We start from the raw sequence: 14,653 nt of genomic DNA, 5'->3' as shown, positions 1-14,653 counted from the left end.
ACGCGCCCGCACTCGCCGAACCACCCCACCACCCGTCCCCCTGAGGCGAAGGGCGTCCCGCGCTACGTTGAAGGCATGCCCTTCGCCAGACTCGCCACCGCCACAACCCCCACCTGCCACATCGGCCTTGGCCTCGCCGCGGTCGGCCGCCCCGGCTACATCACCCTCGGTCGTGACCGTGACCTCGGCGCGGACCGCAGTGTCGAGGCCCTGCGCACCCGCACCCACGAACTCCTCGACGCGGCCTACGCCCAGGGCGTCCGCTACTTCGACGCGGCCCGCTCCTACGGCCGCAGCGAGGAGTTCCTGGCGGACTGGCTCGACAGGACCCCCGGCCGGGACGACGTGGTCATCGGCAGCAAGTGGGGCTACACCTACACCGCCGACTGGACCACCGACGCCGAACGGCACGAGGTCAAGGACCACGGCGTCGAGACCTACGAGCGGCAGCGCGCCGAGACGGCCGCGCTGCTCGGCGACCGGCTCGACCTCTACCAGATCCACTCGGTGACCCCGGACAGCCCGGCCCTGACGGACAAGGACCTCCACGGCCGGCTCGCGGAGGCCGCCGCCGGGGGAGTGACCGTCGGCTTCTCCACCAGCGGCCCCGCCCAGGCGGACGCGATCCGGGCCGCCCTCGCCGTCACGGTCGACGGCGCGCCCCTCTTCCGTACCGTCCAGTCGACGTACAACGCCCTGGAGACCTCGGCCGGACCCGCCCTCGCCGAGGCCCACGACGCCGGACTCACGGTGATCGTCAAGGAGGGCATGGCCAACGGCCGCCTCGCCGGCCCGCACGCGCCGGACGCCCTGAACGCGGTGGCCGAGGAGACCGGCCTCGGCGCCGACGCCGTCGCGCTCGCGCTGATCCTGCGGCAGCCCTGGGCCGGCGTGGTCCTCTCCGGGGCGGCGACCACCGCCCAGCTCGCCTCCAATCTGCACGCGGCGGTCGTCGACCTGGACGACGACCGGATGTCCCGCCTGGCCGCGCTGGCGGAGGAGCCGCGGACGTACTGGGAGCGGCGCGGGGCGCTGCCCTGGCACTGAGGGCCACCGGGTCGTAGGCCCTCCTGAGTCACGCATGCCTTGTGTGAGACATCTGTGTCTCACATGGTTTATTCTCGTCTCATGGCTGTCGACCGTGATCACGTCCTGCGCAGTGCCGCCGCGCTGCTGACCCGTAAATCCACCGCGACCATGGACGAGGTCGCCAGGACCGCCGGGATCAGCCGCGCCACGCTGCACCGCCACTTCGCGGGCCGTGACGCGCTGGTCCGGGCGCTCGAATCGCTCGGCATCGAGGAGTGCGAGGCCGCCCTCGACGCCGCCCGGCTGGACGACGGCCCGGCGCGGGACGCCGTACGACGGCTCGTCCGGGCGATCGAACCGGCCGCCGGACTGCTCGCCTTCCTCTACACCGAGAACCAGCTCTTCGAGGGCGAGGAGCAGAACGCGGGCTGGACCCGCATCGACGAACGCGTCGAGAGCCTGTTCCGCCGCGGCCAGTCGGACGGCGAGTTCCGTATCGACCTCGCCCCGGCCTGGCTCACCGAGGCGTTCTACGGCCTGCTGGCCTCCGGCGCCTGGGCCGTCGCCGAGGGCCGGGTGGCCCGCAAGGACTTCACGCACATGATCGCCGAGCTGTTGCTCGGCGGCGCACTCAGAAGAGAGGAATCATGACCAGCACCCTGCCGGCGACCACGTCCGAGGCGGTGAGGCGCCCCGGCCGCTGGCTGGCGCTCGCCGTGCTCGTGCTCGCCGTGCTGCTGGTGGCCGTCGACGCGACCGTCCTCGGCCTGGCGACCCCGTACATCAGCGAGGACCTCGAACCCTCCGGGACCCAGCTCCTGTGGATCGGTGACGTCTACTCGTTCGTGATCGCGGGTCTGCTCGTGTCGATGGGCAGCCTCGGCGACCGCATCGGCCGCAAGCGCATCCTGCTGATCGGCGCCACGGCCTTCGGCCTGGTGTCCGTGCTCAACGCCTACGCCACCACGCCGGAGATGATGATCGCGGCCCGCGCCCTGCTCGGCGTCGCCGGGGCGACCCTCATGCCGGCCACCCTCGCCCTGATCCGCAACATCTTCCACGACCCGCGCGAGCGCAGTCTCGCGGTCGGCATCTGGGGCGCCACGGCCTCCGCGGGCACCGCCGTGGGTCCGATCGTGGGCGGCTTCCTGCTGGAGCACTTCTGGTGGGGCGCGGTCTTCCTCATCAACCTGCCGGTGATGATCGTGCTCGTGGTCGTCGGCCTCAGGACGCTGCCCGAGTCGAAGAACCCGGACCCGGGCCCCTGGGACCTGACGAGCGTGGCGCTGTCACTGGTCGGCATGATCGCCGTCGTGTACGCGGTCAAGGAGACCGCGAGCCACGGCCTGACCTGGGACGCGGCGACGGCCGGGCTGCTCGGCGCCGCCGCGCTGTACGGCTTCGTACGCCGTCAACTCACGCTTCCGAAGCCGCTGTTGGACATGCGCCTGTTCCGCAGGCGCGGGTTCAGCGGCGCGGTGCTGGCGGACATGCTGACCGTCCTCGGCATGTCGGGGCTGGTCTTCTTCCTCTCCCAGTACCTGCAACTCGTGCAGGGCAGGCGGCCGTTGGAGGCGGGTCTCGCCGAACTCCCGGCGGCCGTCGGCGCGGTGGTGGCCGGTCTGCTGGCCGGCCGGGTGGCCCGCCGCTACTCGGTACGGGCCGTGGTCTCCGGCGGCCTCGCCGCGATCGGCCTGGCCCTGGCCGCGCTGACGACGGTCGGCCAGTCCACCGGCTATCCGGTGCTGGGCGCCGCGCTGCTGGCGGTCGGGGTGGGTGCGGGCTTCTCCTTCACCGTGACCTCGGACGTCATCCTGTCCTCCGTCCCCAAGGAGCAGGCGGGAGCGGCGTCCGCGGTCTCCGAGACGGCGTACGAACTCGGCGCGGCCCTCGGCATCGCCGTACTCGGCTCGATCGTGACGGGCGTCTACCGCGGCTTCCCGTCCCCCACGGGCACCCCGGACGGGGCGCACGAGTCACTGGGCGGCGCGGTCGAGGCGGCGGCCCATATGCCGCCCGCCGCGGCCGAGGACATGCTCGCCTCGGCCCGGACGGCCTTCGTGGACGGCCTGACCCTGGCCTCCGGCGTCGGCGCGGCGGTCCTGCTGGCCACGGCGGCGGCGGCCTGGTTCATGCTCCGGGGCCAACGCCTGGAGAACTCCCCGTAGTTCAGGGGTCCCACAGTTCAGGGGTCTCCCACAGTTCAGGGGTTCCACAGTCCAGGGGTCCCAGGGTTCACGGGTAGAGACCGGCGCGGAAGGTGAACGAGACCAGTTGCGCCCGGTCCCGCGCCCCGACCTTGGTCATGGCCCGCACCGCGTGCGTCTTCACGGTGTACGGCGACACGGACATCTGGGACGCGATCTCGTCGTTGCCCAGACCGCTCGCGACGAGGACGACGACGTCCCGCTCCCTCGGGGTCAGCGCGTCGAAGCGCCGTAGCAGCTCCCGGTCGATCACCGGGGGCGGGCTGTCGGTCATATGGCCGATGAGCGCGGCCGTCGCGGCGGCGGACAGCGCACCGCCGCCGCCGACGACCTCGGTGATCCCGGCGACCAGCTCGGCGGGGCTCACGATCTTGCTCAGGAAGCCGTTGGCTCCCGCGCGCAGGGCGGCGAGGACGATGTCGTCCTGGTCGAAGGTGGTCAGCACGATCACCCGCAGCCTCTCGGGCGGGTGCTCCGCGCGGATCCGGCGGGTGGCCTCCACCCCGTCGATACCGGGCATCCGGATGTCCATCAGGACCAGGTCGACGGGGTGTTCGCGGAGGAAGGGCACGACCTGGAGCCCGTCGGAGAGATCGCCCGCGACGACGAGATCCGGGTCGAGCCGCAGCATCGCCTTGATGCCGGCCCTGATCTCGGCCTGGTCGTCGACGATCAGCACGCGCGTGGTCATACGGCGGCTCCCAGCGGGCTGAACTCGGCGTGGACCCGGAAGAGCCCGTCGTCGCTGTCGATGGTCAGCCGCCCGCTGGAGGACTCGACGCGCTCGCGCATGCCCACAAGTCCCAGTCCGCTGCCGGGGCCGCGTGATGACGAGCGGCCGACGCGGTTCTCCACGGTGAGACAGATCCGGCCGTCGCGCTCGCGCACCTCCACCGTCGCCGCCCCGTCCCCGTGCCGGTAGGCGTTCGTCAGCGCTTCCTGGACGACCCGGTAGACGGTCACGCCGACGCTGGGCTCCACGAAACCGGCGGGCAGGTCGAGGGAAGGCCGGACGTCGAGTCCGATGCTCTCGAACGAGGCGATCAGGCTCTCCAGCCCGCTGAGCGCCGGGGTCGGCCGGAGCGCCTCCTCGTCGGGGACATCGCCTTCGAGCCGGAGGAGCGTGAGGATCCGCTGTGTCTCGACGACGACGGTACGGGCGCTGGACCGGGCGGAGACCAGGGCCTGCCGGGAGGACTCGGCGTCCTCGGGCAGCCCGATCTCCGCGGCGCCCAGGTGCAGGCTGAGCATCGCGACCTGGTGGCCGATGACGTCGTGCAGATCACGGGCGATGCGGAGCCGTTCCTCGGTCACGCGCCGGGTGGCCTCGATCTCGCGGGTGGCGATGGCGCTCTCGGCGCGCTCCTCCAGCGTGAGCCAGTGCTCGCGGTGGATGCGCAGCGCGGCCCCCGTCGCACCGCCCGCCACGGCGGAGAAGAGGGCGGCCACCCCCACGAACGCGCCGCCGCGGAACCCTCCCAGCGTCATGAACGCGCCCAGGAAGGACGCCGCCACGATGCCGGTCCCGACCAGCGGCTGCTTTCCCCTGAGGGTGACCGAGAACAGCACGAGCACGGCCATCATCCACACCGACAGGGGGTCCTGGCCCACCGCCGTGACGGCGAAGGACGCCGCGCTCGCCACGACCAGCCCGGCCCACGGCAGCCGCCAGGAGAGGGCGACACCGGCACCGGCGAGCAGCACGGCGAGAACCGTCGGCCCGTCCGAGCCGCGCAGGACGACGGCCACGATCTGTCCGGTGAACACCAGCGCGGCCACCGCGTAGGCGGCGCCGTGCAGCGCCTCGGGGCGACGGACCCACAGGGGTGCCGCGGGCCCGTCCTGACTGTTCCGCGCCGTGACCATGTCCCGATTCTCGTCCACCTGTGCCGCGGACATGTACTTCGTTCGAAGTACGCGGCGGGTCCCGGGGCCGCCCAGACTCCTCACCGAGGCGCCCGCCTCACACCGACACGATCACTCACGGGACACCCGATGACTCAGACGACCACGACGCTCGACACGACGACGACTCTCTCCGGGCTCCGATCACTCCATCTGATCCGGGTCGCGTTCTCCCTGATCTGGGTGGCACTGGTCGGGACGACCTCCGCCTCGCTGGTGTCGACGCAGAAGCCCACGGCGATCGCGGCCGTGCTGCTGGTCGTCTACCCGCTGTGGGACGTCGCCGCCACGCTCCTGGAACGCCGCCTGACCGGCACCACCGACCAGGTCGGCACCGCCAACGTGGCCCTCGGCCTCGCCGCCACCGCGGGGATGACCGCCGCCGTCTTCTCCACCGTCGGCACGGCCCTGCTCGTCTTCGGCGTCTGGGCCCTGCTGTCCGGAGCGCTCCAGCTCGCCGTGGCGATCCGCCGCCGCCGTACGGTCGGCGCCCAGTGGCCCATGATCATCAGCGGCGGCCTGTCCGTCCTGGCGGGCGGATCCTTCGCGGCGATGTCCACGTCACCGTCGAGCGACCTGTCCGGCATAGCGGGCTACTCGGCCTTCGGCGCCTTCTGGTTCCTGATCTCGGCCGTAACTTTGACACTCCGCCGGCGCAGGGGCTAGGGGCGCGGGGAACTGCGCACTACGGTACGCCGAACGCCTTTGACGCATCGCGGACAGTTGAACAACCCACCCAGGGGCGCGGGGAACTGCGCGCCCAGCCCCCACCCACCCGCACCGAAAAGAACCGCTACGCGGCCTTCGCCTTCGTCGCGTACATGTCCACATACTCCTGCCCGGACAGCCGCATCACCTCAGCCATCACAGAATCCGTGACCGCCCGCAGCACATACCGGTCCCGGTCCATCCCCTCGTACCGGGAGAACTCCATCGCCTCACCGAACCGCACCGTCACCCGCCCGGGCCGCGGCATCCCCGCCCCACCCGGCTGCAACTTGTCCGTGCCGATCATCGCGAACGGCACCACCGGCGCCCCCGTCATCAGGGTCAGCCGGGCGATCCCGGTCCGCCCCCGGTACAGCCGGCCGTCGGGCGACCGGGTCCCCTCGGGGTAGATGCCGAAGACCCGGCCGTCCTCCAGGACCCGCCGCCCGGTCATCAGCGCGGCCACACCGCCGCGGCCGCCGTCGCGGTCCACGGGGATCATGCCGACGCCGGTGAAGAACCAGGCCATGAGCCGGCCCTTGAGGGTCTTGCCGGTGACGTACTCGTCCTTGCCGATGAAGAAGACCTGCCGGTCGCACACGAGCGGCAGGATCATCGAGTCGATGAAGGTGAGGTGGTTTCCGGCCAGGATGACGGGTCCGTCGCCGGGGATGTGCTCCGCGCCCTCGACCCGGGGGCGGAACATCAGGCGCATGACCGGTCCGAGCACTGCCTTGATGAGCGCGAAGCGGGACAACGGGCCCTCCGATGCCAAGGGATAACGGTGTGAGTCTGTGCAGGTGAGGACGATACTCGCGGGCCCGCCGCCGACGCACATCGGGTTCACCGATGCCTTACGCACTGTTGACGTACGTTTACCTGTACGGCCGAACCGGACCCGCCCGTCACCTGCGCGGAACGCCCGGGAGCCCACCACGAAACAGCCTCTTCCTCCTTCCCGCGTGTTGGCGTCGCAGTCTCCCGACGGTCATGTCCACGCCCCTACGATCGGCGCGCACGGACGAGCCGACGGCAGGAGACCCCGCGATGGGAACGCAGGACGAGACCACAAAGGCGAGCGCGACGCCGACCGGCACCGCACGCCGGGCCCTGCTGGGCGCGGCCGTTCTCGGCGCCACCACGGGCGCCCTCGCCCTGTCGGGCACGGCGAGCGCCACGCCGGACCGGCACGGCGGTCTGAGGAGCCTCCCCGTCCCGACGGTCATCGGCCACCGCGGCGCCAGCGGTTACCGCCCCGAGCACACCCTCGGTTCGTACCAGCTCGCCCTCGACCTGGGCGCCGACATCGTGGAGGCGGGCGACCTGGTCCCCACCCGGGACGGTCATCTCGTCTGCCGGCACGAGCCGGAGATCGGCGGCACGACGGACGTCGCCGACCACCCCCGGTTCGCCGGGCGCAGGACCACCAAGGTGCTCGACGGCGTCCCCACCACAGGCTGGTTCACCGAGGACTTCACGCTCGCCGAGCTGAAGACCCTGCGCGCCACCGAGCGCATCCCCGCCAACCGCCCGCACAACACGCTCTACGACGGCCGCTGGGAGATCCCCACCTTCGAGGAGGTCCTCAAGTGGCAGGACGAGCAGACCCGTAGGCGCGGCAAGCAGGTCTGGATCTACCCGGAGATCAAGCACCCCACCTACTTCCGCACGCTCGGTCTCGGCCTGGAGGAGCGGGTGGCCAAGCTGCTGCACAAGTACGGCAAGGACCGGAAGACCTCGCCGGTCGTCCTCCAGTCCTTCGAGCCGACCAGCGTCCAGCGGCTGAACAAGCTCGTGGACAACCCGCTCGTGGTGCTGCTGTCCGGCGCCGCGACCCGGCCCTGGGACTTCGTCGAGACGGGCGACCCGCGCACGGTCGCCGACCTGGTCACCCGGGCCGGCCTGCGGGAGATCGCCGGGTACGCGCAGGGCATCGGCCCCACCCTCGACCTCGTCATCCCCAAGGACGCGAACGGCAACCTCACCACCCCGACCACGCTGGTGCGCGACGCCCACGCGGTCGGTCTCCTCCTGCACCCCTACACCCTGCGCAACGAGAACCCCTTCCTGCCCGCGAACTTCCGCAAGGGCACGGACCCGGACGCCTACGGTGACGCCTTCGGCGCCTACCGGGCCTACTTCGCCACCGGCATCGACGGGATCTTCACCGACAACCCGGACACCGGCCTGCTCGCCCGCGCGGAGTTCGTCAACGGCTGACCACCCGTAGGAGTGACAGTCGGCCGGCCGGGCAACCAATGGCCCGGCCGGCCGCATCGTGTGGCACATGACGTACGACCTGCTCACCACGCTGCGCCCGCTGCTCACGGCCGAGGTCTCCGCCGAGGCGCACGCCACCGGCACCGAACCCGGCGATCTCGAACAGGCGGTCTGGCTGCGCCTGCTGGAGCACCTCGCCGCCGACGGCCCGCCGCACGACCCGCCGGTCTGGCTGCGCCGGGCCGTCCGCGCCGAGGTCCGCCGCACCCGCCGTACCAGCCGCCGCGAGGGACCGTACGAGAGCGAGCCCGTCGACGAGCGCGACCACGGCCCGGAACAGACGGCGCTCACCGGCGCCCGGCACCGCGCGCTGCGTGAGGCCGTGCACCGGCTGCCCGGCCGCTGCTCCCGGCTCCTCCAGGCACTTCTGTCGCCGGAGGACCCCACCTACCGGGAAATCGCCGGTGAGTTGGGTATCTCACAGGGCAGTCTCGGACCGGAACGCTCCAGATGTCTGGGTTGTCTCCGTCGTTTGCTGGCACCGGAGGTTGCGGCCCGCCAAGTGCGGGGATAGGAGTGAGGGACCACAGGCGATCAGGTGAGCGGGAGGCGTGCGCACATGGGCATGAGCGTGACCATCTCGGTGGCGACCGAGCAGGATGCCGAGCAGATCTTCAGGCTGCAGTACCTGTGCTTCCAGAGCGAAGCCGCGCTGTACGGCAACTACCGCATCGCCCCGCTGGTCCAGACCCTCGACTCGGTCAAGCAGGAACTCGCCGCCGACTGCGTCTTCGTGGCCCGCCTCGGCGAGGAGGTCGTCGGCTCGGTGCGCGGCACCCTCACCGAGGACGGCGCGGCCGCCATCGGCAAGCTCTGCGTCCACCCCCGCCTCCAGGGCCACGGCATCGGCGCCCGCCTCCTGCGCGCCGCCGAGACGGCCCTGGCCGACGAGCGCGGCGCCACCAAGTTCCGCCTCTTCACCGGCCACCGCAGCGAGGGCAACCTCCGCCTCTACCGCCGAGTCGGCTACCAGACCGTCGGCACCTCCCAGGGCACCGACGGCGTCCCCATGATCGTCCTGGAGAAGCCGGCGGGCGAGTACGCGGCTACGGCTTAGCCGTGCGGGACTTCCGCAGCCAGTACAGCGCCGACAGGGGCAGCAGGACCGGGATGAAGACGTAGCCCATGCCGTAGTCGGACCAGACCGTCGAGTCGTGGAAGGCCGACGGTTCGATCAGGGTCCAGGTGCCGACGATCAGGACGCCCGCGAGTTCGGCGGCGCAGCAGAACTGTGCCGCCCTGCGGGCCGTGTCGCCGCCGCGGACCAGGGAGTACGTGATGAAGCCGTACACGAGCCCGGCCACCGCCGACAGGGTGTACGACAGGGGCGCCCGGTCGAAGTCCGTCGCGATCTGGTACGCCGAGCGCGACACCGCGCCGACCACCATCACGCCGTAGAACCACACCAGCACGATGCCGGGCCCGCCGATCAGCCGGGCCGGCTTGTCCTGAACGGCCGTCAACTCAGCCTCCCCAGATGTCGTAGAGCCGGACCTCGAGGACGGCGAGGACGACCGCGCCGGCCGCGACCGTCACCGAGCCCCACCGCGTCCGCTCGGCCAGCGACATGAACCCCGCCGCCGGGACGCACGCGAACGCGCCCAGCAGATACGCCACGAAGATCGTCGTGCCCTGCTCCGGCTTCTCGCCCCGCGCGAGCTGCACGATCCCGACCACGAGCTGGACCGCGGCCAACAGCGAGACCACGGCCATCCCGATGAAGTGCCAGTCCTTCGTCGGCTGGTCACGGTAGGCCGCCCAGCCGCACCAGGCGGCCAGCAGCAACGCGGCGACGCCGGTCACCAGCGTCAGGGCATCAAGCATGCAGCGACCTTATTACGCCGTAATCGGCGCCCGGCCGCCGGGCCCGGGGCGCCGCGTAGGGTCTAGACCATGACGACGACGATCCACGCGCAGGCCCTTCTCTTCGACAACGACGGCACCCTGGTCTCCACCCTGGCCTCCGTGGAACGCTGCTGGACCCGCTGGGCCCACGAGTACGGCATCACCGCCGAGCAGTTCGCCCGCGTCCCGCTGCACGGCCGTACCGCCGTCGAGATAGTCGGCGATCTGCTGCCCGCCGCCCGGGTCGCCGCGGCCGTCGCCCGCGTCGAGCAGCTTGAGGTGGAGGACGTGCCGAACGGCGGCGTCGCCCTGCTGCCCGGCACCCGGGAGTTCCTCGACGCGCTGCCCGCCGACCGCTGGGCCGTCGTGACCTCCGCCACCCACCGGCTCGCCGAGGCCCGCCTCGCCGCCGTCGGGATCCGGCCGAAGACCCTGGTCACCGCCGACGACGTCAGCCGCGGCAAGCCCGACCCCGAGCCCTACCTCCTCGCCGCCCGCACCCTCGGCGTCGACCCCGCCGCCTGCGTCGTCTTCGAGGACGCCCCCGCCGGACTCGCCGCCGGCCGTGCCGCCGGGATGACCACCGTGGCCTTGGCCACAACCCACCGTGCCGAGGAGCTGGACGCCGACCTGGTGGTCGAGAACCTGTCCGCCTTGTCCGCACTGGTCACCGACGGGGGCGTGACGGTCTCCGCGCGCGGCTGACCGGCACCCGCGAGCACCCCGCGACCGTCCACACCTGTCCACGGCTGTCCACTATCCGGACAGCCGTGTTCTGTCAGCACCATGGGTCTGCTTTACTGATGCCCATGACCACGACGAGCTGCCGCACCCTTGCGACCGAGGCGACCATGACGCCCGGTGCTCGTTGTCTGTGTCGAATGTGCGCCTTCTAGAGGGCCCCCGCACCACCTCCCGAGCCTCGCGCCCCGAAGCGAGACGCCGTGGCACGTCCGTACGCAGGCCCCCGGCCGTGACGGACCGCAGCCGCCCCGCGCACACATGATCTCCCCGCGCCCCACCGCCACCGCGAGAGATGTGTCGCGCCCCTGACAGCCTGCACCCGTGCGCCCGGGCACACCCACGCCCGCGCACTCGACAGTGACGGAAACCCACGTGATCACCACCACGGGCCTGACCAAGGTCTACCGCTCGCGCGGCCGTGAGGTCACCGCCTTGGACGGCGTCGACCTGCACGTCCGCGAAGGAGAGGTGTACGGCGTCATCGGCCAGTCCGGCGCCGGCAAGTCCTCGCTGATCCGCTGCGTCAACCTGCTGGAGCGCCCCACCGCCGGCACGGTCACCGTCGCCGGACAGGACCTCACCGCGCTCGCCGGGAACGGACCGCGCGCCGGCCGCGCCCTGCGCCAGGCCCGCAGCCGGATCGGCATGGTCTTCCAGCACTTCAACCTGCTCTCTTCGCGGACCGTGCAGGACAACGTCGAACTCCCGCTGGAGATCCTCGGCAGCGCCGGAAAGGAACGTTCCCGCAAGGCGCTGGAGCTGCTCGACCTGGTCGGACTCGCCGACAAGGCGAAGGTGTACCCGGCCCAGCTCTCCGGCGGCCAGAAGCAGCGCGTCGGCATCGCCCGCGCCCTCGCCGGCGACCCCAAGGTGCTCCTCTCCGACGAGGCCACCAGCGCCCTCGACCCCGAGACCACCCGCTCCATCCTCCAGTTGCTGCGCGACCTGAACCGGCAGCTCGGCCTCACCGTCCTGCTCATCACCCACGAGATGGACGTCGTGAAGTCGATCTGCGACTCCGCCGCCCTCATGGAACGCGGCCGCATCGTCGAGTCCGGCACCGTCAGCGAACTGCTCGCCACCCCGGGCTCCGAACTCGCCGCCGCGCTCTTCCCGGTCGGCGGCGAGGCCACCGGCCCCGAGCGCACCGTCCTCGACGTCACCTTCCACGGCGAGGCCGCCACCCAGCCCGTGATCTCCCAGCTCTCGCGCACCTACAACATCGACATCTCGATCCTGGGCGCCGCCATCGACACCGTCGGCGGCCTCCAGATCGGCCGGATGCGCATCGAACTCCCCGGCCGCTACGAGGACAACGTCGTGCCGGTCGGCTTCCTGCGCGAACAGGGCCTCCAGATCGACGTCGTGGGCCGGGAGCCCGTCTCCGCGCTGGTGAAGGAAGGTGCCAAGTGACCTGGTCCGAGATGCAGCCCCTGCTGTCCGAGGCGTGTTGGGACACCCTCTACATGGTCGGCTGGTCCACCCTCATAGCCGTCGCCGGCGGCCTTCCGCTCGGCATCCTGCTGGTCCTCACCGACCGCGGCGGACTCCTCCAGAACGTCGTCGCCAACAAGGTCATCGGGCAGGTCGTGAACGTCGCCCGCTCGATGCCGTTCATCATCCTGATCGTCGCGCTCCTGGAGTTCACCCGCGCGATCACCGGCACGACCATCGGCCGGGAGGCCGCCATCGTGCCGCTCGCCGTCGGCGCCATCCCGTTCTTCGCCCGGCTGGTCGAGACGGCCGTCCGCGAGGTGGACCACGGACTCGTCGAGGCCGTCCAGGCGATGGGCGGCAACACCTGGACCGTCGTGCGCAAGGTGCTCGTCCCCGAGTCGCTGCCCTCGCTCATCGCCAGCACCACCACCACGATCGTCGCCCTCATCGGCTACTCCGCGATGGCCGGCACGGTCGGCGCCGGCGGCCTCGGCGACATCGCGATCCGCTACGGCTACCAGCGCTTCGAGACCGAGCTGATGTGGATCACCGTCGCGATCCTCGCCGTCGTCATCTCGCTCATCCAGTTCGCCGGCGACTACGCGGCCCGCTCGCTGCACCGCCGCGGCGGACAGGGCGGCGCCGCGCCCAAGCTGCGGCTGCTCAAGGCGGCCACCGCCACGAGCAAGACCGTCTGAGCCATCCCCCCCCGGGACCTCCCGTCCCCCCGGGACCTCCCGTCCCACCCCAAGAACTCCCCGCACACCCACCGCGGGGCCGCACCACCCAAGGAAAGGCACTTTTCGTGCGTAACACCGCCAAGATCACCACCGCCGTCCTCGCCGCCGGAGCCCTCACCCTCGGACTCAGCGCCTGCGGTTCGGACAAGGACTCCGACAGCGGCAGCGGCGCCGACGCGAACGCCACGCTGACCGTCGCCGCCACCCCCACCCCGCAGGGCGAGATCCTCACCTACATCAAGGACAACCTCGCGGAGAAGGCCGGCCTCAAGCTGGAGGTCAAGGAGTTCACCGACTACGTGACCCCCAACACGGCCGTCCAGCAGGGCGAGGTCGACGCCAACTACTTCCAGCACCAGCCGTACCTCACCGACTTCAACAAGAAGAACGGCACCGACATCGTCGCCGTGCCCGGTGGCACGGTTCACCTGGAGCCGCTCGGCCTGTACTCCCAGGGCGTCAAGAAGCTCGACGACCTGAAGAAGGGCGCCACCATCGCCCTGCCGAACGACACCACCAACGAGGCGCGCGCGCTGAAGCTGCTGGCCGCCAACGGCCTGATCGAGCTGAAGGAAGGCGTCGGCTACGACGCCACGCCCAAGGACGTCACCGGCAACCCGAAGAACCTCAAGTTCAAGGAGCTGGAGGCGGCCCAGCTCCCGCGCTCCCTCGCCGACGTCGACGCCGCGGTGATCAACGGCAACTACGCCCTGGAGGCCGACCTCAGCCCCGCCAAGGACGCCCTGGTCGCCGAGTCCGCCCAGGACAACCCGTACGCCAACTTCCTCGCCGTGAAGAAGGGCAACGAGGACGACCCGCGGGTCGAGAAGCTCGCGAAGCTGCTCACCTCGCCCGAGGTCAAGAAGTTCATCGAGGACAAGTACGACGGCGCGGTCATCGCCGCGTTCTGATCGAGACGCGTCGCACACCCGCACCCACACGGGGTCCACTCCTTCCGGGGTGGACCCCGTGGTGCGTTCCGGTGCTTTCATACTGCATGCTGGGCAGTTCAACGGGCCTGACGGTCCAGCAGATCGGGCCCGGACGGTTTCGAAGGCTACGGAGCGGCTTCATGACGAGCACCTTCCCCACCATCTCCATCAGCACGGAGCGGTTGGTGCTGCGTCCCCTCGACGAGGACGACGTGCCCGCCCTGGCCGCGATGATGAACGACGAGCAGATCACGGCCTGGACGTCCGTCCCGCAGCCCTTCGGCGAGGAGGACGCCCGCCGCTGGATCACCGAGTACGCGCCCGCCGAACGCGCCGCGGGCCACGGACTCGACCTCGCCGTCACCGAGTTCCTCACCCAGCGGCTCGTCGGCGTCATCCAGCTCGGCAGGACCGACTGGCACGTACGGTCCACCGAGTTGTCGTACATCGTCGCCCCCTGGGCGCGCGGCGAGGGCTATGCCTCCGAGGCGGCCCTCGCCACCGCCCAATGGCTGTTCACCGACCAGAAGTTCGAGCGCATCGAGCTGCGCACGGCCGCCGACAACACCGCCTCCCAGCAGGTCGCCCAGAAGATCGGCTGTATCAGCGAGGGCGTGCTGCGCGGCGCCTGCATAGCGCGCGTGCGCACCGACGACGGCGGCTGGAGCGAGGCGCGCACCGACTTCATCGTCTGGAGCCTGCTCCCGGAGGACCTGGAGGGCGCCGGCGAGCAGCTCGCCGAGAGCGGCGGCTACACGTCGTACACCGACTGGAACTGACCCCGCCCGGGCGGCCGCTCCCCGCCCCGTCCCGGCCGACCAGGTAC

General features: G+C 71.3%; 17 protein-coding genes. 12 read left to right on the top strand and 5 right to left on the bottom strand.

Annotated features, from left to right (window positions below):
- The first annotated feature begins 75 nt into the window (after positions 1–75).
- The 3 genes from AFM16_RS08110 to AFM16_RS08100 all read left to right on the top strand — a co-directional run bounded on the left by AFM16_RS08110 (position 76) and on the right by AFM16_RS08100 (position 3,197).
- Positions 76–1,047, top strand: coding sequence for an aldo/keto reductase (locus tag AFM16_RS08110; protein ID WP_030786096.1), 972 nt, complete (start codon positions 76–78; stop codon positions 1,045–1,047).
- 81 nt (positions 1,048–1,128) lie between these two features.
- Positions 1,129–1,680: a TetR/AcrR family transcriptional regulator gene (locus AFM16_RS08105; RefSeq protein WP_030786094.1), complete on the top strand. Its 552-nt coding sequence runs from the start codon at positions 1,129–1,131 to the stop codon at positions 1,678–1,680.
- Positions 1,677–3,197 (top strand): MFS transporter, encoded by a 1,521-nt coding sequence (locus AFM16_RS08100; RefSeq protein WP_030786091.1) that lies wholly within the window; start codon positions 1,677–1,679, stop codon positions 3,195–3,197. Before AFM16_RS08105 ends, AFM16_RS08100 begins: the two co-directional genes overlap by 4 nt.
- Before the next feature lie 67 nt (positions 3,198–3,264).
- On the opposite strand, the gene AFM16_RS08095 is transcribed toward AFM16_RS08100, so the two are convergent.
- Both AFM16_RS08095 and AFM16_RS08090 read right to left on the bottom strand, forming a co-directional pair.
- On the bottom strand, positions 3,265–3,927 hold the full coding sequence (locus tag AFM16_RS08095) for a response regulator transcription factor (RefSeq protein WP_078632901.1): 663 nt from the start codon (positions 3,925–3,927) through the stop codon (positions 3,265–3,267).
- Entirely contained in the window at positions 3,924–5,102 is a 1,179-nt protein-coding gene (locus tag AFM16_RS08090) for a sensor histidine kinase (protein ID WP_078636871.1), read from the bottom strand. The genes AFM16_RS08095 and AFM16_RS08090 overlap by 4 nt, the downstream gene beginning before the upstream one ends.
- A gap of 129 nt (positions 5,103–5,231) precedes the next feature.
- Here AFM16_RS08090 and AFM16_RS08085 point away from each other — a divergent pair, with 129 nt between their 5' ends.
- Positions 5,232–5,807, top strand: coding sequence for a DUF308 domain-containing protein (locus tag AFM16_RS08085; RefSeq protein ID WP_030786085.1), 576 nt, complete (start codon positions 5,232–5,234; stop codon positions 5,805–5,807).
- A gap of 127 nt (positions 5,808–5,934) precedes the next feature.
- Here AFM16_RS08085 and AFM16_RS08080 read toward each other — a convergent pair whose 3' ends face one another.
- Positions 5,935–6,687 (bottom strand): lysophospholipid acyltransferase family protein, encoded by a 753-nt coding sequence (locus AFM16_RS08080; protein WP_078632900.1) that lies wholly within the window; start codon positions 6,685–6,687, stop codon positions 5,935–5,937.
- A 209-nt stretch (positions 6,688–6,896) separates the two neighbouring features.
- On the opposite strand from AFM16_RS08080, the gene AFM16_RS08075 reads away from it, so the two are divergent.
- The 3 genes from AFM16_RS08075 to AFM16_RS08065 all read left to right on the top strand — a co-directional run bounded on the left by AFM16_RS08075 (position 6,897) and on the right by AFM16_RS08065 (position 9,186).
- A complete protein-coding gene (locus AFM16_RS08075) occupies positions 6,897–8,069 on the top strand; it encodes a glycerophosphodiester phosphodiesterase (RefSeq protein ID WP_078632899.1) in 1,173 nt (390 codons plus the stop codon).
- Between the two features lie 67 nt (positions 8,070–8,136).
- Positions 8,137–8,643, top strand: coding sequence for a sigma-70 RNA polymerase sigma factor region 4 domain-containing protein (locus AFM16_RS08070; protein WP_030786077.1), 507 nt, complete (start codon positions 8,137–8,139; stop codon positions 8,641–8,643).
- Positions 8,644–8,688: 45 nt separating this feature from the next.
- Positions 8,689–9,186 (top strand): GNAT family N-acetyltransferase, encoded by a 498-nt coding sequence (locus tag AFM16_RS08065; RefSeq protein WP_030786074.1) that lies wholly within the window; start codon positions 8,689–8,691, stop codon positions 9,184–9,186.
- Here the strand turns inward: AFM16_RS08065 and AFM16_RS08060 are convergent.
- Together AFM16_RS08060 and AFM16_RS08055 are read right to left on the bottom strand one after the other, a co-directional pair.
- On the bottom strand, positions 9,176–9,592 hold the full coding sequence (locus tag AFM16_RS08060) for a hypothetical protein (protein ID WP_030786071.1): 417 nt from the start codon (positions 9,590–9,592) through the stop codon (positions 9,176–9,178). The two genes, AFM16_RS08065 and AFM16_RS08060, sit on opposite strands and share 11 nt — an antisense overlap.
- Position 9,593: 1 nt before the next feature.
- Positions 9,594–9,953, bottom strand: a complete 360-nt coding sequence (locus AFM16_RS08055; RefSeq protein WP_030786068.1) for a hypothetical protein — start codon at positions 9,951–9,953, stop codon at positions 9,594–9,596.
- 69 nt (positions 9,954–10,022) lie between these two features.
- On the opposite strand from AFM16_RS08055, the gene AFM16_RS08050 reads away from it, so the two are divergent.
- The 5 genes from AFM16_RS08050 (at position 10,023) to AFM16_RS08030 (ending at position 14,606) form a co-directional block, all read left to right on the top strand.
- Positions 10,023–10,679, top strand: a complete 657-nt coding sequence (locus tag AFM16_RS08050) for an HAD-IA family hydrolase (RefSeq protein WP_030786065.1) — start codon at positions 10,023–10,025, stop codon at positions 10,677–10,679.
- A 411-nt stretch (positions 10,680–11,090) separates the two neighbouring features.
- Complete coding sequence (locus AFM16_RS08045) at positions 11,091–12,131, top strand: methionine ABC transporter ATP-binding protein (protein ID WP_030786062.1); 1,041 nt, start codon at positions 11,091–11,093, stop codon at positions 12,129–12,131.
- Complete coding sequence (locus AFM16_RS08040; protein WP_078632898.1) at positions 12,128–12,853, top strand: methionine ABC transporter permease; 726 nt, start codon at positions 12,128–12,130, stop codon at positions 12,851–12,853. Before AFM16_RS08045 ends, AFM16_RS08040 begins: the two co-directional genes overlap by 4 nt.
- A gap of 107 nt (positions 12,854–12,960) precedes the next feature.
- Complete coding sequence (locus AFM16_RS08035) at positions 12,961–13,806, top strand: MetQ/NlpA family ABC transporter substrate-binding protein (RefSeq protein ID WP_030786056.1); 846 nt, start codon at positions 12,961–12,963, stop codon at positions 13,804–13,806.
- Between the two features lie 161 nt (positions 13,807–13,967).
- Complete coding sequence (locus AFM16_RS08030) at positions 13,968–14,606, top strand: GNAT family N-acetyltransferase (protein WP_030786054.1); 639 nt, start codon at positions 13,968–13,970, stop codon at positions 14,604–14,606.
- Positions 14,607–14,653: the final 47 nt, after the last annotated feature.

The organism is Streptomyces antibioticus (assembly GCF_002019855.1).
Classification (GTDB): Bacteria; Actinomycetota; Actinomycetes; order Streptomycetales; family Streptomycetaceae; genus Streptomyces; species Streptomyces antibioticus_B.
Note: the sequence above shows the minus strand (reverse complement) of the source record. Positions and strands in the feature narration are given on the sequence as shown.

Bases quoted from the DNA above. Each gene is read 5' to 3' on its own strand.
- AFM16_RS08110 (WP_030786096.1), top strand. From the start codon at position 76: ATGCCCTTCGCCAGACTCGCCACCGCCACAACCCCCACCTGCCACATC.
- AFM16_RS08105 (WP_030786094.1), top strand. From the start codon at position 1,129: ATGGCTGTCGACCGTGATCACGTCCTGCGCAGTGCCGCCGCGCTGCTG.
- AFM16_RS08100 (WP_030786091.1), top strand. From the start codon at position 1,677: ATGACCAGCACCCTGCCGGCGACCACGTCCGAGGCGGTGAGGCGCCCC.
- AFM16_RS08095 (WP_078632901.1), bottom strand. From the start codon at position 3,927: ATGACCACGCGCGTGCTGATCGTCGACGACCAGGCCGAGATCAGGGCC.
- AFM16_RS08090 (WP_078636871.1), bottom strand. From the start codon at position 5,102: ATGGTCACGGCGCGGAACAGTCAGGACGGGCCCGCGGCACCCCTGTGG.
- AFM16_RS08085 (WP_030786085.1), top strand. From the start codon at position 5,232: ATGACTCAGACGACCACGACGCTCGACACGACGACGACTCTCTCCGGG.
- AFM16_RS08080 (WP_078632900.1), bottom strand. From the start codon at position 6,687: ATGTGCGTCGGCGGCGGGCCCGCGAGTATCGTCCTCACCTGCACAGAC.
- AFM16_RS08075 (WP_078632899.1), top strand. From the start codon at position 6,897: ATGGGAACGCAGGACGAGACCACAAAGGCGAGCGCGACGCCGACCGGC.
- AFM16_RS08070 (WP_030786077.1), top strand. From the start codon at position 8,137: ATGACGTACGACCTGCTCACCACGCTGCGCCCGCTGCTCACGGCCGAG.
- AFM16_RS08065 (WP_030786074.1), top strand. From the start codon at position 8,689: ATGGGCATGAGCGTGACCATCTCGGTGGCGACCGAGCAGGATGCCGAG.
- AFM16_RS08055 (WP_030786068.1), bottom strand. From the start codon at position 9,953: ATGCTTGATGCCCTGACGCTGGTGACCGGCGTCGCCGCGTTGCTGCTG.
- AFM16_RS08050 (WP_030786065.1), top strand. From the start codon at position 10,023: ATGACGACGACGATCCACGCGCAGGCCCTTCTCTTCGACAACGACGGC.
- AFM16_RS08030 (WP_030786054.1), top strand. From the start codon at position 13,968: ATGACGAGCACCTTCCCCACCATCTCCATCAGCACGGAGCGGTTGGTG.